Raw genomic sequence first — 16,387 nt, 5'->3', positions numbered from 1 at the left:
TAGGACGTGGTGTCCGGGCCGGCGATGTCGTACGCGCCCGCCGGCAACAGGCCGGGATCGGCCGCGGCGACCAGGTAATGCAGCACGTCGCGGATGGAAATCGGGTCTATCGGGTTGTCCATCCAGCTCGGGACGGGCAGCAGCGGGAATCGGTCCCCGACGTAGCGCATCATCTCGAACGAGGTCGAGCCCGCGCCGATGATCATCGCGGCGCCCAGCCAGACCAGCTCCGCGCCGCCCGGCACCGTCAGGGCCTCGGCCACCTCGGCCCGGCTGGTCAGGTGCTCGGACAGCACCTCGTCGGCGGGCACGAATCCGCCCAGGTAGACGATGCGACGCACACCGGCGTCCCTGGCCGCGGCGGCGAGGTTGGCCGCGGCGGCGTTGTCGGCATCGCGGAAGCCGGGCTGCCCGATGGCGTGCACCAGGTAATACACCACGTCAACGTGCCCGGCGTCGGCGAAGGCCGCCCGCGTGGACGCGGGATCGGCGGCGTCGAGGGTCACCGGGGTGACGTCGTCGAACCATCCGAACCGTCTGAGTCGCTCGGGCTTCCGGGTGGCGGCCACGACGTGGTGCCGGTCCGCCAGCAGCGCCGTGACCAGCCGCGATCCGACATATCCGGTGGCACCGGTGACGAGGACCCGCATACCTTTCAACCTAACCCGGCGACGGTCGACGCAAACCTGGCGGGCGCGGGCCGCCGATCGCGAACGTAACGCCACGGCGCTCTTCCGGCCTGATTTTCGCCATGCCGTTACGCTCGCGGCGGTGAACCCGCGCGGCGGCGGCATCGTGAGCCGGTAGAAGAAGTCCTCTTCGAAGAGATAGTGGAGACATGTATTACCTACTGGTTCTGGCGGTCGCCATCGAACGCGTCGTGGAGCTGGTGGTCTCCAACCGCAACGCGCGATGGTCTTTTGCCCAGGGCGCCAAGGAGTTTGGGCGGGCACACTATCCGGTGATGGTGGTGCTGCACACGGCGCTGCTGGTTGGCTGCATCCTCGAGCCGTGGGCACTGCACCGGCCGTTCATCGGATGGCTGGGCTGGCCGATGCTGGCGGTGGTGGCACTCAGCCAGGTGCTGCGCTGGTGGTGCATCGCCACGCTCGGCCCGCGGTGGAACACCCGGGTCATCGTGCTGCCGCAGGCCCCGCTGGTGCGCCAGGGTCCCTACCGGTGGCTGCACCATCCGAACTATGTTGCAGTGGTGGCTGAGGGGTTGGCGCTGCCGTTGGTGCACACGGCGTGGCTGACGGCCGCCATTTTCACGCTCGCCAACGCGGCGTTGCTCAAGGTGCGATTGCGGGTCGAGAACTCCGCTCTGGGATACACGTGAGCGACTACGACACCGACCTGTTGATCGTCGGCGGCGGGCCGGGCGGTTTGGCAACGGCGTTACACGCTCGGCGGCAGGGACTTTCGGTGATCGTCGCCGACCCGCGGGAGGGACCCATCGACAAGGCGTGCGGTGAAGGCCTGATGCCCGGCGGGCTGGCCGAGCTGACGTCCCTCGGCGTCGACCCGGTCGGCATGCCCTTTCACGGAATCGCCTACGTGAGCGAACACCGCCGTGCCCAGGCCCGGTTTCGTAACGGCCCGGGTCGCGGCGTGCGACGCACCACGCTGCACGCGGCGCTGGCCGCGCGCGCCAAAGAGCAAGACACGGAATGGCTTCGGGCGCGGGTGACCACCGTGCACCAGGACGCGCACGGGGTGACGGCCGCCGGCGTGCGCGCGAAATGGTTGGTGGCGGCCGACGGACTGCACTCACAGGTCAGGCGGGCCGTCGGGATCACGGCGACGGCCGGAACGCCGCGGCGCTACGGCGTGCGCTGGCATTTCCGGGTGCCGCCGTGGTCGGAGTTCGTCGAGGTGCATTGGTCGCGCTGGGGTGAGGCATATGTGACGCCGGTCGAGCCGGATCTGGTGGGCGTGGCGATCCTGTCGCGCGGCCGGCCCGACCTCGCGTGGTTCCCCGGGCTGGCCCGCCGGCTCGGCAGCGCCACCCGCGGTGACGCGCGCGGCTGCGGCCCGTTACGCCAGGTGGTCTCTCGCCGGGTCGCGGGGCGCGTGCTGTTGGTGGGCGACGCGGCGGGCTACGAGGACGCGCTGACGGGCGAGGGCATCAGCCTGGCGGTCAAGCAAGCGGCCGCTGTGGTCGCCGCCATCGTCGACGAGGCGCCGCAGTCGTATGAGTTTGCGTGGCAACGGATTACCCGCAACTACCGGCTGCTCACCCGCGCGCTGGTGTTGGCCAGCGCCCCGCCGATCGCGCGCCGCGCCATCGTGCCGGCGTGCACGCTGTTGCCCGGCGCGTTCCAGCGCGGGGTGAACGTACTGGCGGGCTAGCGGGCCTTCCAGACCGGCTCGCGCTTCTCGGCGAACGCCAGCGGGCCCTCCTTGGCGTCCTCCGACCTGATCAGGCCGCGCATCTCGGTCATGGTGCGCGCCCAGCCCACCTCTTCGTCGGTGATGACGCCGTCGTCGACGCCGTAGGCGATGCGCTTGCTGGCCTGCACGGACAGCGGCGCGTTCACCGTCACCCGCGCGGCCAGCGCGAGCGCGGCCTCCAGCACCGTGCCCTCCTTGACCACCTGATTGATCAGGCCCCATTCGAGGGCGTCGGCGGCGGTGATCGGCTCGCCGGTCAGCAGCAGCTCCATCGCCACCTTGCGCGGCAGCTGCTGCACGATCCGGAAGACGCCCCCCGCGGCGGCGATGAGCCCCCGCTTGACCTCCGGCAGCCCGAACTGGGCGCGCTCGTCGGCCACCACCAGGTCGCTGGCCAACGCCAGCTCGGTGCCGCCGCCCAGCGCGGTGCCGTTGACCGCCGCGATCGTGGGTTTGTCGATGAAGTGGTGCACGTAACCGGCGAAGCCCCACTCGGGATGGTCGGGGTGATAGATGTTCTCCCGACGTGAGATCGCCTTGAGGTCGGCCCCGGCGCAGAACGACTTGTCGCCCGCGCCGGTGATCACCACGGCCCGGATCTCGCGATCCTGCTGGGCCTCCTCCAGCGCGTCCCCGACGCCGATGCTGACGGCACCGTTGACCGCGTTGCGGGCTTCCGGCCGGTTGATGGTGATCACCATGACGTTGCCGCGGCGCTCGGTCAGCGCGCCGGGCGCCGCGGTGTCAACGTCCGTCACAACAATTCCACGATGGTGGCGTTGGCCTGGCCGCCACCCTCGCACATGGTCTGCAGACCGTAACGAATTCCCTTGTCCCGCATGTGGTACAGCAGCGTCGTCATGATCCGGGCGCCGGAGCCGCCCAGCGGGTGCCCCAGCGCGATCGCACCGCCGTTGGGGTTGAGCTTCTTCTCGTCGGCGCCAATGTCTTTCAGCCACGCCAGCGGCACCGGCGCGAACGCCTCGTTGACCTCGTAGGCCCCGATGTCGTCGATGGACAGGCCGGAACGCTTCAGCACCTTCTGGGTGGCGGGGATCGGCGCGGTCAGCATGATCACCGGGTCGGCTCCGGCCAGCGTCGCGGTGTGCACCTTCGCGATCGGCTTCAGGCCGAGCTCCTTGGCCTTCTCGGCCGACATGAACAGGATCGCGGCCGAGCCATCGGAGATCTGCGACGAGTTGCCCGCGTGGATCACCCCGTCTTCCTTGAACGCCGGCTTCAGCGACGCCATCTTCTCCATCGGGGTGCCGCGGCGGATGCCCTCGTCCTTGAGCACCACGTTTCCGTCCTGGTCCTTGATACCGACGATCTGGTCGTCAAAAGCGCCGGAATCCTGTGCCGCAGCGGCCTTTTCGTGTGAGCCCAGCGAGAACTCGTCGAGCGCGGTGCGGTCGAATCCCCACCGCTCGGCGATCATCTCGGCGCCGATGCCCTGGTTGGGGATCTGGCCCTCGTAGCGGTCCAGGAAGGTCTTCGGGTAGGGGCGGCCGCCGTTGGCCAACGACGAACCCATCGGAGTGCGCGACATCGACTCCACCCCACCGGCCACGACGACGTCGTAGTGCCCGGCCACCACGCCGGCCGCCGCGAAGTGGATCGACTGCTGGCTCGAACCACACTGACGGTCGACGGTCACACCGGGGACGGATTCCGGCCAGCCGGCGGCCAGCAGGGCGGTGCGGCCGATGTCGAGGGCCTGCTCACCGGCCTGCATCACACAGCCCCAGATGACGTCGTCGACGAGGCCGGGGTCGATACCCGCCTTGTCCACCAACCCGTTGAGCACCTGCGCCGACAGGTCCGCCGGGTGCACCCCGGACAATCCGCCGTTGCGCTTCCCGACCGGTGAGCGCACTGCCTCGACGATGACGGCTTCAGCCATGGTGGTGTCTCCTTTGACGTTAGGACCCTAATCGGTGAAAGTGAGTCTCGCCGTCGATTGTCAACCAACGCGTTGGGCGGGCGCGGGCCGGGGTGGTTTTGGGTGGCAGATGGCCTTCCGATTGCCAGCTTTTCGGCACCCCGTCATGTGCAGTCCATTTTTCCGCGAGGCTCGGCGACGTAGGGTGCCCCGATGTGAGCACCCCTTCACCGGGCCCCGGCTGGTGGCTGGCATCCGATGGCAAGTGGTATCCCCAGCAATGGGAGAGCACCTTCGTCTCGTACACGAACGAATCTCTGCAGGCCGTGCTGGACGAAGCGAACCGTCTGACGCAGTCCTACGGACAACAGGGCTGGGAGATCGTCGGGTCGTCGGTGCAGCGCACCCAGGTCGCCCACCGCTTCAAGGACTACGACAAGGGCGGCGACCACTACTTCGAGTGGAGCATCGTCTGCACGCTGAAACGACCGGTCGCGCCCGCCTGACCCACGCCGAGATTGCCGCCACGGTCGCGGGTGAGCCCAAACCCGCAGCCGTGACGGCGATCTCGACGGGCCTTAGACGGCGGGATAGGCCACCGATTTGATCTCGGTGTACTGGTCGAACCCGGCGACACCGTTCTGGCGGCCCACCCCGCTGTACTTGTACCCGCCGAACGGGGTGTCGGCGCCATACGGCGCGCCGCCGTTGACGCCCATGAAGCCGGCCCGAATCCTTCGGGCCACCGCCAGCGACCGCTCCAGCGAGCCGGACATCACGTTGCCCGCCAGGCCGTACTTGCTGTCGTTGGCGATCCGGATCGCGTCCTCCTCGTCGTCGAACGGGATCACGGCGAGCACCGGACCGAAGATTTCCTCCTGGGCGATCGTCATGGAGTTGTCGACATCGGTGAAAAGCGTTGGCCTGACGTAGAAACCCTTGTCGAAGCCGGTGGGCGCGTCGGGGCCGCCGACGAGCGCCGTGGCGCCCTCTTCGACACCTTTGCGGATGTAGCCCATCACGCGATTTCGCTGCACCTCCGAGATCACCGGGCCGCACAGGGTTCCCGGGTCCTGCGGGTCACCACACGTGACGTTCTCGTAGATGCCCTTGAGGATTTCCACGCCCTCGTCGTAGCGCGACCGCGGCAACAACATCCGGGTCGGGTTGGCGCAGCCTTGGCCGGCGTGCATGCACGGCGCGATGCCGACCATGCAAGCCGTCGGGAAGTCGGCGTCCTCCAGCACGATGGTGGCCGACTTGCCGCCCAGCTCGAGGAAGAGCCGCTTCATGGTGGCGGCCCCCTTTTCCATGATCCGCTGCCCGACCACGGTCGAGCCGGTGAACGAGATCAGGTCGACCTTGGGCGAAAGCGTAAGTTCTTCGCCCACAAAGTGATCCGAGGCGGTCACGACGTTGACGACGCCGGCGGGGATGTCGGTCTTCTCGGCGATCAGCCGGCCCAGCCGGGTCGCGTTGAACGGGGTGTTCGGCGCCGGCTTGAGCACCACGGTGTTGCCGGTGCCGAGCGCCTGGCCGAGCTTGTTGAGGGTGACCTCGAACGGAAAGTTCCACGGCACGATCGCGCCGACGACGCCCACCGGCTCGCGCCACACCTTGCGGGTGGTCAGCGTGCCGGTCAGGCTGATCACCTTGTCACCCAGGTCGGTCTCCCACGCGTACTCGTCGATCAGCCTGGCGGGGTAGCGCAGCCCGTCCTCCAGCGGCGCGTCCAGCTGGGGACCGAAGGTGATGGCCCGCGGCGATCCCACCTCGAGGATGAGCTCCTCGCGCAGCTCCTCCTTCTCCGACTCGATCGCCTCGTGCAGCTGCAAGAGGCAGCGCTTGCGCAACTCCCGGTTGGTCGACCAGTCGCTCTCGTCGAAGGCGCGCCGGGCGGCGTCGATCGCCCGGTGCATGTCCTCCTTGGACGCGTCGGCGACCTCCCCGAGCGGCTCCTCGGTCGCCGGGTTGATGTTGGTGAAGGTGCCGGACTGCCCGTCGACGAGCTTCCCGTCGATCATCATCTTCGGCTCGAACCGCACCTTTACAGCCTCGGTCATGTTTGTCACTCTCTTCTGAGTCGTTGAGGGGCTACAGAGAGCCTTACCGGAAACTAGCCGATTGGCAAGCGACAACCCCTACGGGCCTGGTCATTGCGGGTCGAACAGCACGGGCACCGACGTCGGCGAACGAAAAATCTGCCCGCGGACGTGCGGATCGTCCGCGTCGGGGTCCAGCCGCAGGTTGGGCAAGCGGTCGAGCAAAAGGTTGATGGCGGTGCGCATCTCCAGCCGCGCCAGGTGCATGCCGAGACAGACGTGCACGCCGTGCCCCCAGCCCAGGTGGGCCCTGGGTGTGCGGAAGATGTCGAACCTGTCGGGATCGGGGTAACGGTCCTCCTGCCGGTTGGCGGAGCCCAGCATCGGCATCACCGTGGACCCTTCCGGTATCGCCACCCCGCCGAGTTCGGTGTCGCGAGTCGCCACCCGGGTGATGGTCAGCAGGGGCGGTTCCCAGCGCACACCCTCCTCGATGGCCTGTGGTAGCAGCGACCGGTCCGCGCGGATGGCATCCAGCTGCGCGGGATCCGACAGCAGCGCGAGCAGCAGGCTGCCCAGGGACCGGTACGTCGTCTCCACCCCGGCGGGCAGCAGCAGCCGCAGGAACGAGTAGATCTCCTCGTCCTCGAGCTTCTCCCCGTCGATCTCGGCCTGGGCCAGCGCGCTGATCAGATCTTCCTTCGGCTCGGCGCGGCGGGCCGCCAGGATGGGTGCGAAGTAGGTGCAGAGCGCGGCCGAGGCGGCAAGGCCGCGTTCGGGATTCAGGATCCAACTCAGCAACGAGATCGACCACCGCTGGAACTGCGGATAGTCCTCCTCCGGCAGCCCCAGCAGGCCCGCGATGATCTGGCTGGGGTAATCGAAGGTGAATTCCTTGACCAGGTCGGCCTTTCCGTTCGCCGCGAACTTGTCGATCAGGCTGTTGCCCACCCGCCCGACGAGTTCGTCTTCCCAGCGGGCCAACGCCTTCTGCGAGAAGGCCTTTGACACCAGTGACCGCAGCCGCCCGTGCACCGGTTCGTCCATGCCGAGCATGACGCGCTCCCCCAGCACCGGCCCGAACGCGGCGATGACGGCCGCCGACGAGAACGTCTCGTTGTCGCGCAGCATCCGCTGGGCTTCCTCGTGGCGGTAGACGATGAAGACGGGTTTGGATTCCTCATGCGGCATCCCGGAAACGTCGAGGCGCTGAATGGGTTCCTCGCGGCGCAGCCGCGCCAGTTCCGTGTACGGGTCGCGCACGTCCCCGGAGACCGCGTCGTCGAAGGCGCCGAAGTCCTCCAGGTCGTCGAATAGCTGTTCCATACTTTCCCCTCAGCCCCCTTGGGTTCCCTTGCGCTTCGCCGCCAGCGCGGCCAAGCGTTGCAGCACCGGCTGCGGCAGCACGCGGGCCGCGAATACCATCGCCCGTTGACTTAGCGTCAGCGGCCACGCCCCGTCGCGCATCGTGCCCTGTCTGGGTATGCCCAGCACGACCCGCGACATGTGGTGCATGCCTGAAGCCGGCAGGATCCTGTTGGCCGCCAACAGCATCGATGCATCCGGTCCGACGCCGCGGCGGCGGAACGGCACCCGGTCGTCCAGCGCACTGACCAGGCCGTCGGTGAACTTCTCGGGTGGCCTGGCGAGTTTCATCGCGGCCCTGCCGCGGGTGTTCATGGTGTTGTGCAGCCGGGCGTACGGGCCGCCCAAGTCGCGGTTGTCGGTGGTGCCCGCGTCGGTGATGATCTCGGTGTCGTACGTGCCGGCGACCAACACGGTGACGCCCAACCCGAAGGGCGCGATCTCGCACGCCATGGCTTCGCCCCACCGCTCCAGCGCCCCCTTGGCCGCGGAGTACGGGGCGGTGGCCGGTTGGCCGCGCACCCCGGCCGCACTGGACACCAGGACGATGCGTCCCTCGCCGGCCGCCCGCATCGATGGCAGCAACGCCTGGGTGAGCGCAACCGGGCCCATGACGTTCGTTTCGAACATCCTGTGCCACAACGCCATATCGGTCTCCTCCACCATTCCGGCGGCGGAGATTCCGGCGTTGTGCACCAGGGCGTAGGGGGCGCCGGCGGCTTCCTCGATGGCCTTGGCCGCCGCCGCGATCGACGCCGGGTCCAACAGGTCGAGCTGCACGCCGACCAGCCGATCGTCGTCTTGACCGGCGCCCGTCGCCGCCCGCAGCGGCGGCAGGCCGACGTCGGGCGTCCGCATCGCCGCGATAACCCGCCAGCCTTCGCGGTACAGCCGCACCGCCGACGCGAAGCCCAGACCTCGCGACGCGCCGGTGATGACGACGGTGCGCGGCTCAGCCATGCGCGCCCGGGGTCGCGCAGGCACCCACACCGGGCGGTGGGGAATCGACATGGGGCCGCCCGTTGGGCTCCCCGCTGGCCCAGGTCGACCAGATGCCGACCGAGTATGGGCCCTGCGCCCCAGCCTTTTCGTAATAGCCTTGGGGGTCGTACACTTTCGCCTCCGGATACGGCCAGGGGCACGCGACGGAGGTCGCCGCGTGGCTGACCTTGATGACCCAGAACCACGCCCCGTAGGCGAAGTAGGACACGTTGATGATGGCGAACATCACCAGGAACGTGCCGAGCACCGGACGGGTCGGGAAGATCTTGGCCTTCGCGGCCAGCTTCTCGGCCACCGACTTGCCGGTGTCGTCGCGGTAGCAGAGTATCGCCGCCGGAACCATCACGAAGGTCACCGAGAACGACTCCCAGATCAGCGGGAACTGGAATGTCGTGCCGGTGAACACCGAGCCCCACGGGATCACCTGGGAGTAGATGTACATGCCCCAGTGGATCAACGTGTTCTCCAGGAAGGCATCGATGACGAACCCGATCACCAGGACTATCGCCCCCAGGCAAATCAGTGGGTGCCGCGAAACGAAGGCCTCTGGCCCTTTGCGGGCCTGCAGCTTGCGCAGGATCCATATCCCTGGGAAGTACGGCCCGAAGTAGAACATCACGTAACCGAAGACCACGAAGGGTTCGACCGTAGGCGAAATCGACACCAGCGGCCAGGATTCCGGCCAATGCACCAAATCCGGGTTGTAGACCGCGAACGGTGACCAGTTCATGATCGGGTCCTGCCACACGATCAGCGTGGTGCACAGGAACATGAGCATCACCGGACTACCGGGATTGCGGCGCCAGCCTCTGATGAAGACGATCAGCAGCACGACCAGCGCCACGACCGTGGCCCAGTCCAGGAACCCGATGTAGTCGAGCCCGAACGTGAATTTCACCGGGCGGGGCCGACCCTGCACATTCGGGTTGGCGACGCGGGGGTCCAACGCAACGCGGCAGTTCGCGATGAAGAAGAGCGTGAACGCGGCGAGGGCGGCGCCGGCGACCCAGCCGCCCCAGCCCCGCTTGTCCGTCCGCCGCGGGGGCGCCGGATTTTCCTGCGCCGCAAGCGGTGCGGATTGATCGGTGCTCATGTCTTTGCCAGCCTCACTCTCCGAAGCGATCGACCAGGTGCGAGTTGGTGCCGTCGGCGTCCAGCGTGCGGGCCACCAGATAGCCGGCGCCCATCCACGCGCGCCGCGTCCACTTCCCGAAGGAGACGCGCGTGCCGGGGGCACCCGACGCGGCGGGCATCATCTTCACCCGCTCCAGCGCCTCCTTGACCCCGCGCGGGCTGAGCGGGTGGGCATCGGCGAACGCGCGGACGAGGGTGGCGGCAACGTCGTGGTTGACCACCGACACGCAGTACTCGGGCCGGCTGCCCTCGTACCTCTTCGCGTAACGGTCGAGGAAGTCCTGGCCCAGCCGGTTCTCCTCGTCGTACTGGTCGACGCCGACCCAGCCCATGAACGCGTCCCACATGATCGGGTTCACCCAGGCGTTCTGGAATGCGGTGGTGGTGAATCGCGGCGGATCCCAATCCACGGCCTGCAGCGCGGGGTTGATGAAGACGATGCCGAAGCCGAATCCCAGATGCACGATCGCCTCGGCCTTGGCCTCGTGCAGCGTGCGGACGGCGTCGTTGATGTCTTGCGCGGTCTGGGCGATTGCCGCCTCCGCGACGATGCGAATGCCCTTGCGGCGGCACGCACTTCGAAGATTCTTCAGGTAGCTCTCGCCGATCAGATTCTGCTCCACGAGGACACCGATTTCCGAGAGTCCGCGTTTGGCGACGAGGTCGGCGATGAAGATCGGCTCATCGGTCATCGAGCCCTGCGGGAACGCGAAGGTCCATTCGCCCAGCCAGTCGTCGGTGCCGGTGACGCTGATCGCCGGCACCTTGAACCGCTCCTCGATCGCCTCGCGGGTCGGCACGCAGTTGTCGGTGATGTGCGGCCCGAACACCACCAGGCAGCCCTCGTCGACGAGCTCGCCGAACGCATCGATAACCGCCTTGACCGATCCCTTGGGCAGGCCCTCCACCTCGCGATAGATCATCTGCACGGGGCGATCGAGAAGGCCCTGCCCAACGGCTTCTTCGAAGACGAGGTCGAAGCACCGCGTGAAACTCGCCATCAGTTCCTCGGGGAAACCCGGCGGCAGCGTGAAGTCCATCAGGTAGCCGACTTTGATCGGCTCAGCGCTGCTTTCGTAGGACATCGAACCTCCCGAACCTCACGCACGCCGAACCACGGCAAACCTAATATTTGTTCAGACCCTAGCGGCGGCCGTATGCAGCGTCAATCATTCGCCCGCGCCGCCCAGATAGATCCCGATCAGCTCGGCCAGGGCCCTCCCCACGGCCACGTCGTCGGTGAGCGGCCCCGCGATCGCGGCGCGAGCCGCCTCTCGCATGGTGAGCCCCTCCGCCACCAGCCTGCCCGCGGCGATCAGCACGCGGGTCGACGCGACCTCACGCAGGCCGCCGGTTTCCAGCCGGCGAATGGCCTGTCCCAACCGGACCAGCTCCGCGGCGGTGGCGTCGTCCACGCCGGCCTCGTGTGCGACGATCCCCTCTTCGATATCGGCTGCGGGGAAATCGAATTCGATGGCGACCATTCGCTGCCGGGTCGAATCCTTGAGGTCTTTCAGCACGCTCTGATAGCCCGGGTTGTAGGACACCACCAGGCCGAACCCGGGCGCCGCATCGAGCGTGACGCCGAGACGTTCGATCGGCAGCTGCCGCCGGTGATCCGCGAGTGGGTGCAGGACCACCGTGGTGTCCTGCCGGGCTTCCACCACCTCGTCGAGATAGCAGATCGCCCCTTCACGCACCGCCCGTGTCAGCGGGCCGTCCACCCAGACGGTTTCGTCGCCCTGCAGCAGGTACCGGCCGACCAGGTCGGCCGTGGTGAGGTCGTCATGGCAGGCGACGGTGATCAGCGGCCGGCCGAGATCGTGGGCCATCGCCTCGACGAACCGGGTCTTGCCACAGCCCGTGGGCCCCTTCAGGACAAGGGCCAGACCCTGGCGGTACGCCGCCTTGAATACGGCCTCCTCGCCGCCGATCGCCTTGTAATAGGGGCGCGACGTCTCGGCCTCGGGCATCGCGCCGTTCCGGTGCACCAGCCCGGACTCGTTGGCCATACCTTCCCCTCCGCTACCCACGGTCAATCGAGCCTATCGCGGAACAGATGTTTGTTTCAAGCTCTCTGACGAGCGCGTTTAGGCTCGGCCATCGGTTGTCGTGGCGCGTCATGACACCCGGCGCCGGACCTCGGCCGAGCGCAGGGCGGACCGGAACAACGGGCCGATCACGCCCGCGAGTTGGTCCGGGCGGGCGATCGTGGCGTGTGCGGCGGTACCGAACACGCGGCGCAGCGACTGCACGTCGGTACCCGCGCCGATGGTCAGGCACACGCAGCCGATGCCGCGGCGGCGGGCCTCGGCCAAGGCGCGGCGCGCATCGGCGGCGCCGTAGGCCCGCTCGTAGCCGTGGTCGTAGGCCAGCCCGTCGGAGAGCACCACCAGCAGCCGCCGCGACGTCCCGCCGCGCGCCTCCAGCACCGCCGACCCGTGCCGGATCGCCGCGCCAAGGCGCGAATACGCGCCCGGCTCAAGGCTGTTGAGCCGGCGCATGACTCGGGCGTCGAGATGGTCGTCGAATCGCTTGACCGGCACCACGTTCACCGCGCGCCGGCCCTGCGAGTAGTAGGCGTAGAGCGCGACCCGGTCGCCCAGGTCGTGCAGCGCGACGGTGAGGTTGGCGACCGCCGTGCGCTGCTGCTCGTGCACCGTGCGCCCGACCGTGCCGGCCTCGGCGGCCGAGCCCGACACATCGAGGAGAAGGAGCACCGACAGATCCCGCCGGCGCCGCAGGCTGTCGAGGTACACGGCCTCGTCGGGCACCGACCCCGCCAGCACCTCGACGCGGGCCTCGACCGCCGCGTCGATGTCGATGTCGTCGCCCTGCGCCTGGCGATGGCGGCGGTGCAGACCCATCCCGAGCCGGGACAGCGGGCGCCGCACGCCGATGGCGGCCTCGATCGCGTGTGTCGCCGACGGTTTGATCTCGGCGTCGACTTCGCGCACGGTGCACCACGCCGGCCGGTACATCCTGCGCCCGGCGTCCCATTCCGGGTAGGTGAAGCCGCCCGTGCACGCGGGCTGGTCCGCGCCGTCGACGCTCGACGCGGGGGCCAGCGAGGTCACCGCGTGCAATCCGCGCTTGGCGGAGTCGGTCCGGTGCGTCGGGGTGTCCGCGCCGGGCGGTCCCCCGCCGCTGCCGGTCTTGCGCGCCGACGAAAGCATCTTCTTCAGCCACCTGCCGATGAAACCGCCGCCGCCCACCGGGCTGGTGAACATGTCGGGATCGTCGGAGTCGTCGGTCTCGTCGTCGGCGAGTTCTTTCAGATCGTCGGTGCCGCCGCTCCTCGGGACATGCCCGGGTTGTTCCTTGTCTCGCCGTTCGGGCGCCCGGGCCGACGCTGCCAGCACCTTCCCAGCGCGAATGATGCCGAATTCCGGTGCGGGGTTACCGATCGGCTCCCGCCCGTCGGCGATCCGCAGCGAAGTGGCGGGCGAATCGCTTCGTCCCGCGGCGTCGGGGTCGGCTAGGGAGGCCAGAACGCCCGGCAACAGGTCGGCGTTGGCGGCGAGCGCGCGGTGCCCCTCCACCGCCAGATAGCGCTTGGCCACCCGAGGGCGGCGCAGCAGATGGCGCATCACGTCCGGTTCCAGGCTGCCGGCCGCGATCATCGACGCCTGCACGGCAACGGCTTCGAGCTGCCGGCGGGCACTCGCACCCGCATCGACGTGGACGGTCTGGCCGTCGGTCCATGACGGTTCGCCCGGACGCAGTTCGGCCACCGCTACGGCCCGGCCGGCGAGCGCGGATGCGAGCATGCCGAGACCCGGCAGCCGGTCACCGCGAACGTCGGTGGACACGCTCAATCTCCGAACCGCCTGGACTCCGTTGACCAAATATCTGTTCCACCGTAGAGTCCGGTGCCACCGCAGTCAATCAGGGCAAGGAGCACATGGTGATTGACTTCACCGGGCAGGTCGCCGTCGTCACCGGCGCCGGCCGCGGACTCGGTCGGTTGTACGCGCAGGACCTGGCGCGCCGCGGCGCCGCGGTGGTGGTCAATGACGTCGGGGGCTCGATGCGCGGCGAGGGGGCGGACTCCGCCGTCGCCGATGAGGTGGTCGACCAGATCACGCGGGACGGCGGTACCGCCGTCGCCTCCTACGACTCGGTCGATACCCCCGCCGGTGGCCAGGCGATCATCGCCACCGCAGTGGGCACGTTCGGGCGGCTCGACGCGGTGATCAGCAACGCCGGCATCTTCGGCAGCGTGCCATTCGAGGACCTCTCGCTCGACGACTGGACTCGCATGCTGCGCGTGCATCTCGACGGCGGCTTTCATCTGTCTCAGCCCGCGTACCGCGTGATGAAGAACAACGGGGGCGGGCGGATCGTGTTCATCTCGTCGTCGGCCGGGGTCTTCGGTCAGCCGATGGAGGCCCACTACGCCGCGGCGAAGGCCGGGCTGATGGGGCTGACGAACGTAATCGCGATCGAGGGTGAGGCGCACGGAATTCTCGCTAATTCCGTTATGCCGACCGGCTTCTCGCGAATGATCACCGAGACCGTCGGCGACGAGAAGTTCCTCGCCGAATCCGGCTTCCTGCAGGCCATCAAGCCAGAACTCGTGGTGCCGCTGGTGACCTTCCTCGCCAGTAGCGCGTGCACGTTCACCCACCGCAATTATTCGGCAGCCGCCGGCCGTTACGCGCGCGTATTCGTCGGGCTCAGCGAAGGGTGGCTCGCGGACGTCGAGAGCCAACCGACCGCCGAAGACATCCGCGCACACCTCGAGGAGATTTCGTCGACGGAGAAGTTCCTCGTGCCCGCGTCGATCGTCGACGAGGTGCTGGAGGTCTGTGAGCGCCGCGGCGTCAGCGCGATGCCCGGCGGCGCCGATGTCGCCTTCCCCGAGCCAGGAGGCGAGTGACCGTTATTGACCGGCTATCTGCTCAAACGTAAAGTCCCGAAAAATGGATTTCTCCTACCCGGCGGAAGTGGAGCAGTTCCGCGTCGAGCTGCGCGACTGGCTATCGAAGAACCTGACCGACGAGCTGGTGGCCGCCCGTCGGCCCGCCGGACGAGACGACGCCGCCTTCGAGGTGCTGCGCGCCTGGAACGCCACGATGGCCGACGCCGGCTGGGCCGCGGTCTCGTGGCCTCGGGAATACGGCGGCCGCGGCGCGACGGTTCTCGAGCAACTCGTCTATACCGAGGAAACCACGCGGGCGCGAGCCCCCATGCCGCTCAACGTCATTGGCCTAAACAACATCGCGCCGGCCATCATGCAATACGGCACCGAGTCACAGAAGCTCACGCTGCTCCCCCGCATGATGCGGGCCGACGACATCTGGTGCCAAGGGATGTCGGAACCCGAAGCGGGGTCCGACCTCGCCGCGCTGCGCACCCGCGCGGCGCGCGACGGTGATGACTTCGTCGTCAACGGCCAGAAAATCTGGACGTCGCTGGGGCATCGCGCGGACTGGTGCCAGCTCTACGTGCGCACCGACCCCGAAGCGCCCAAGCACAAGGGCATCTCCTGCCTGATCGTCGACATGAGACTGCCGGGCATCGAAGTCCGTCCGCTGGTAACGCTCAACGGCGACGCCGATTTCGCCGAGGTGTTCTTTCACGACGTGCGCGTGCCGGCGGACGCGTTGCTCGGTCCGCTGAACGGGGGATGGCAGGTGGCCACCACCACGCTCAGCCACGAGCGGGCCGGGGCCGCCCGGCTGTACGCCGAGATGCAGGTGCGGCTCGAAGAATTGACCGACGACATCGCCGCGCACAGCGACGCGCTCGAAGACCCCGTGACGCTGCGGCGCCTCGGCGAGATCGCGCTGCGCATCAAGTATCTGGAAGTGCTGTGCCAGCGGTCGATCTCGGCCACGCTGCATGGCGGTGACGCCTTCGGATCGGCGAGCCTCGCCAAGACCGTGTGGGGTGAGATCGGACAGGACATGGCCGCGTTGGCCTTTGACGTGCTGGGCACGAGCGGCGCCGGCGCGCCGTGGGCGAACTACCGCCTGACGTCGCGCTCGCTGACCATCGCGGGCGGTACCAGCCAGATCAACAAGAACATCACCGCCCAGCGGGTACTCGGGTTGCCCCGCAAATGAACCTCGAACTCTCCGACGAGCAGGTCGCGCTGCGCGACACCACCCGACGCTATCTCGCCGAAAAGGCTTCCATCGCCGACCATGTGCGCCCGCTGCTCGACGACCCGACCGGCGTCACCGAGCCCGTGTGGCGCGGCCTGGCCGGCCTCGGGACCACCGGTCTGCTGGTGCCGGAGGCCCACGGCGGCGCCGGCATGACGATGGTCGAGGCCGGCATCGTTGCCGAAGAGCTCGGCGCCGCCCTGCACCCGGGGCCATGGTTGTCGACCGCGGTCGCCGCCGCCCGGGCGCTGACGCGGCTCGGGCCAACCGACGCCGCGGCCGAGCTGCTCAGCGGGATCTCCGACGGCACCACGGTCGCCACCGTCGGCTTCCTCGATGCCGAAAGCGCACCGGTGGCCGCGAGCCGGCAGGGCGATGACGTCGTCTTGCGGGGCGACATGACCGCCGTCTTCCCCGGCGAGCGCCAGCAGCACGTCCGCGGCGGCGACGTCGGG

At 68.5% G+C, this 16,387-nt stretch carries 16 protein-coding genes; 6 read left to right on the top strand and 10 right to left on the bottom strand.

Annotated features, from left to right (window positions below; genetic code table 11):
• On the bottom strand, positions 1-650 hold a 650-nt coding region (locus A5691_RS12240), incomplete at its 3' end, for an NAD(P)H-binding protein (RefSeq protein ID WP_156734783.1).
• Positions 651-838: 188 nt separating this feature from the next.
• On the opposite strand from A5691_RS12240, the gene A5691_RS12235 reads away from it, so the two are divergent.
• Both A5691_RS12235 and A5691_RS12230 read left to right on the top strand, forming a co-directional pair.
• Entirely contained in the window at positions 839-1,339 is a 501-nt protein-coding gene (locus A5691_RS12235) for an isoprenylcysteine carboxyl methyltransferase family protein (protein ID WP_067755870.1), read from the top strand.
• Positions 1,336-2,352, top strand: a complete 1,017-nt coding sequence (locus tag A5691_RS12230) for an NAD(P)/FAD-dependent oxidoreductase (RefSeq protein ID WP_067755874.1) — start codon at positions 1,336-1,338, stop codon at positions 2,350-2,352. Before A5691_RS12235 ends, A5691_RS12230 begins: the two co-directional genes overlap by 4 nt.
• Here the strand turns inward: A5691_RS12230 and A5691_RS12225 are convergent.
• Complete coding sequence (locus A5691_RS12225; RefSeq protein WP_082950272.1) at positions 2,349-3,152, bottom strand: crotonase/enoyl-CoA hydratase family protein; 804 nt, start codon at positions 3,150-3,152, stop codon at positions 2,349-2,351. The two genes, A5691_RS12230 and A5691_RS12225, sit on opposite strands and share 4 nt — an antisense overlap.
• A complete protein-coding gene (locus A5691_RS12220; RefSeq protein WP_067755877.1) occupies positions 3,149-4,297 on the bottom strand; it encodes a thiolase family protein in 1,149 nt (382 codons plus the stop codon). The genes A5691_RS12225 and A5691_RS12220 overlap by 4 nt, the downstream gene beginning before the upstream one ends.
• A 194-nt stretch (positions 4,298-4,491) precedes the next feature.
• Here A5691_RS12220 and A5691_RS12215 point away from each other — a divergent pair, with 194 nt between their 5' ends.
• Complete coding sequence (locus A5691_RS12215) at positions 4,492-4,782, top strand: hypothetical protein (RefSeq protein ID WP_067755880.1); 291 nt, start codon at positions 4,492-4,494, stop codon at positions 4,780-4,782.
• Positions 4,783-4,854: 72 nt separating this feature from the next.
• Here the strand turns inward: A5691_RS12215 and A5691_RS12210 are convergent, their stop codons facing one another.
• From A5691_RS12210 to A5691_RS12180, 7 genes are all read right to left on the bottom strand, one after another.
• Positions 4,855-6,339 carry an aldehyde dehydrogenase family protein gene (locus A5691_RS12210; RefSeq protein ID WP_067755883.1) on the bottom strand — a complete coding sequence of 495 codons (1,485 nt, stop codon included), beginning with the start codon at positions 6,337-6,339 and terminating at the stop codon, positions 4,855-4,857.
• 90 nt (positions 6,340-6,429) lie between these two features.
• A complete protein-coding gene (locus A5691_RS12205; protein WP_067755885.1) occupies positions 6,430-7,644 on the bottom strand; it encodes a cytochrome P450 in 1,215 nt (404 codons plus the stop codon).
• A gap of 9 nt (positions 7,645-7,653) precedes the next feature.
• The gene (locus A5691_RS12200) at positions 7,654-8,643 is read right to left on the bottom strand and encodes an SDR family oxidoreductase (RefSeq protein WP_067755985.1); all 990 of its coding nucleotides are present in this window, start codon (positions 8,641-8,643) and stop codon (positions 7,654-7,656) included.
• The gene (locus A5691_RS12195; protein WP_067755890.1) at positions 8,636-9,778 is read right to left on the bottom strand and encodes a spirocyclase AveC family protein; all 1,143 of its coding nucleotides are present in this window, start codon (positions 9,776-9,778) and stop codon (positions 8,636-8,638) included. The genes A5691_RS12200 and A5691_RS12195 overlap by 8 nt, the downstream gene beginning before the upstream one ends.
• A 13-nt stretch (positions 9,779-9,791) precedes the next feature.
• A complete protein-coding gene (locus tag A5691_RS12190) occupies positions 9,792-10,904 on the bottom strand; it encodes an ABC transporter substrate-binding protein (protein WP_067755901.1) in 1,113 nt (370 codons plus the stop codon).
• Positions 10,905-10,988: 84 nt separating this feature from the next.
• Positions 10,989-11,831 carry a CbbQ/NirQ/NorQ/GpvN family protein gene (locus tag A5691_RS12185; RefSeq protein ID WP_067755904.1) on the bottom strand — a complete coding sequence of 281 codons (843 nt, stop codon included), beginning with the start codon at positions 11,829-11,831 and terminating at the stop codon, positions 10,989-10,991.
• A gap of 108 nt (positions 11,832-11,939) precedes the next feature.
• Positions 11,940-13,589: a nitric oxide reductase activation protein NorD gene (locus A5691_RS12180; RefSeq protein ID WP_082950273.1), complete on the bottom strand. Its 1,650-nt coding sequence runs from the start codon at positions 13,587-13,589 to the stop codon at positions 11,940-11,942.
• Positions 13,590-13,726: 137 nt separating this feature from the next.
• Between A5691_RS12180 and A5691_RS12175 the strand changes: the two genes are divergently transcribed.
• The 3 genes from A5691_RS12175 to A5691_RS12165 all read left to right on the top strand — a co-directional run.
• Positions 13,727-14,701, top strand: coding sequence for an SDR family NAD(P)-dependent oxidoreductase (locus tag A5691_RS12175; protein WP_068016812.1), 975 nt, complete (start codon positions 13,727-13,729; stop codon positions 14,699-14,701).
• Between the two features lie 43 nt (positions 14,702-14,744).
• Complete coding sequence (locus A5691_RS12170; RefSeq protein WP_068016810.1) at positions 14,745-15,890, top strand: acyl-CoA dehydrogenase family protein; 1,146 nt, start codon at positions 14,745-14,747, stop codon at positions 15,888-15,890.
• The coding region (locus A5691_RS12165) for an acyl-CoA dehydrogenase family protein (protein ID WP_197696185.1) at positions 15,887-16,387 on the top strand (501 nt) is incomplete at its 3' end. The genes A5691_RS12170 and A5691_RS12165, both read left to right, overlap by 4 nt.

This window comes from Mycobacterium sp. E183 (assembly GCF_001667735.1).
Lineage (GTDB): Bacteria > Actinomycetota > Actinomycetes > Mycobacteriales > Mycobacteriaceae > Mycobacterium.
The sequence above is the reverse complement of the archived record's forward strand: the minus strand, read 5'-3'. Positions and strand labels throughout refer to the sequence as shown.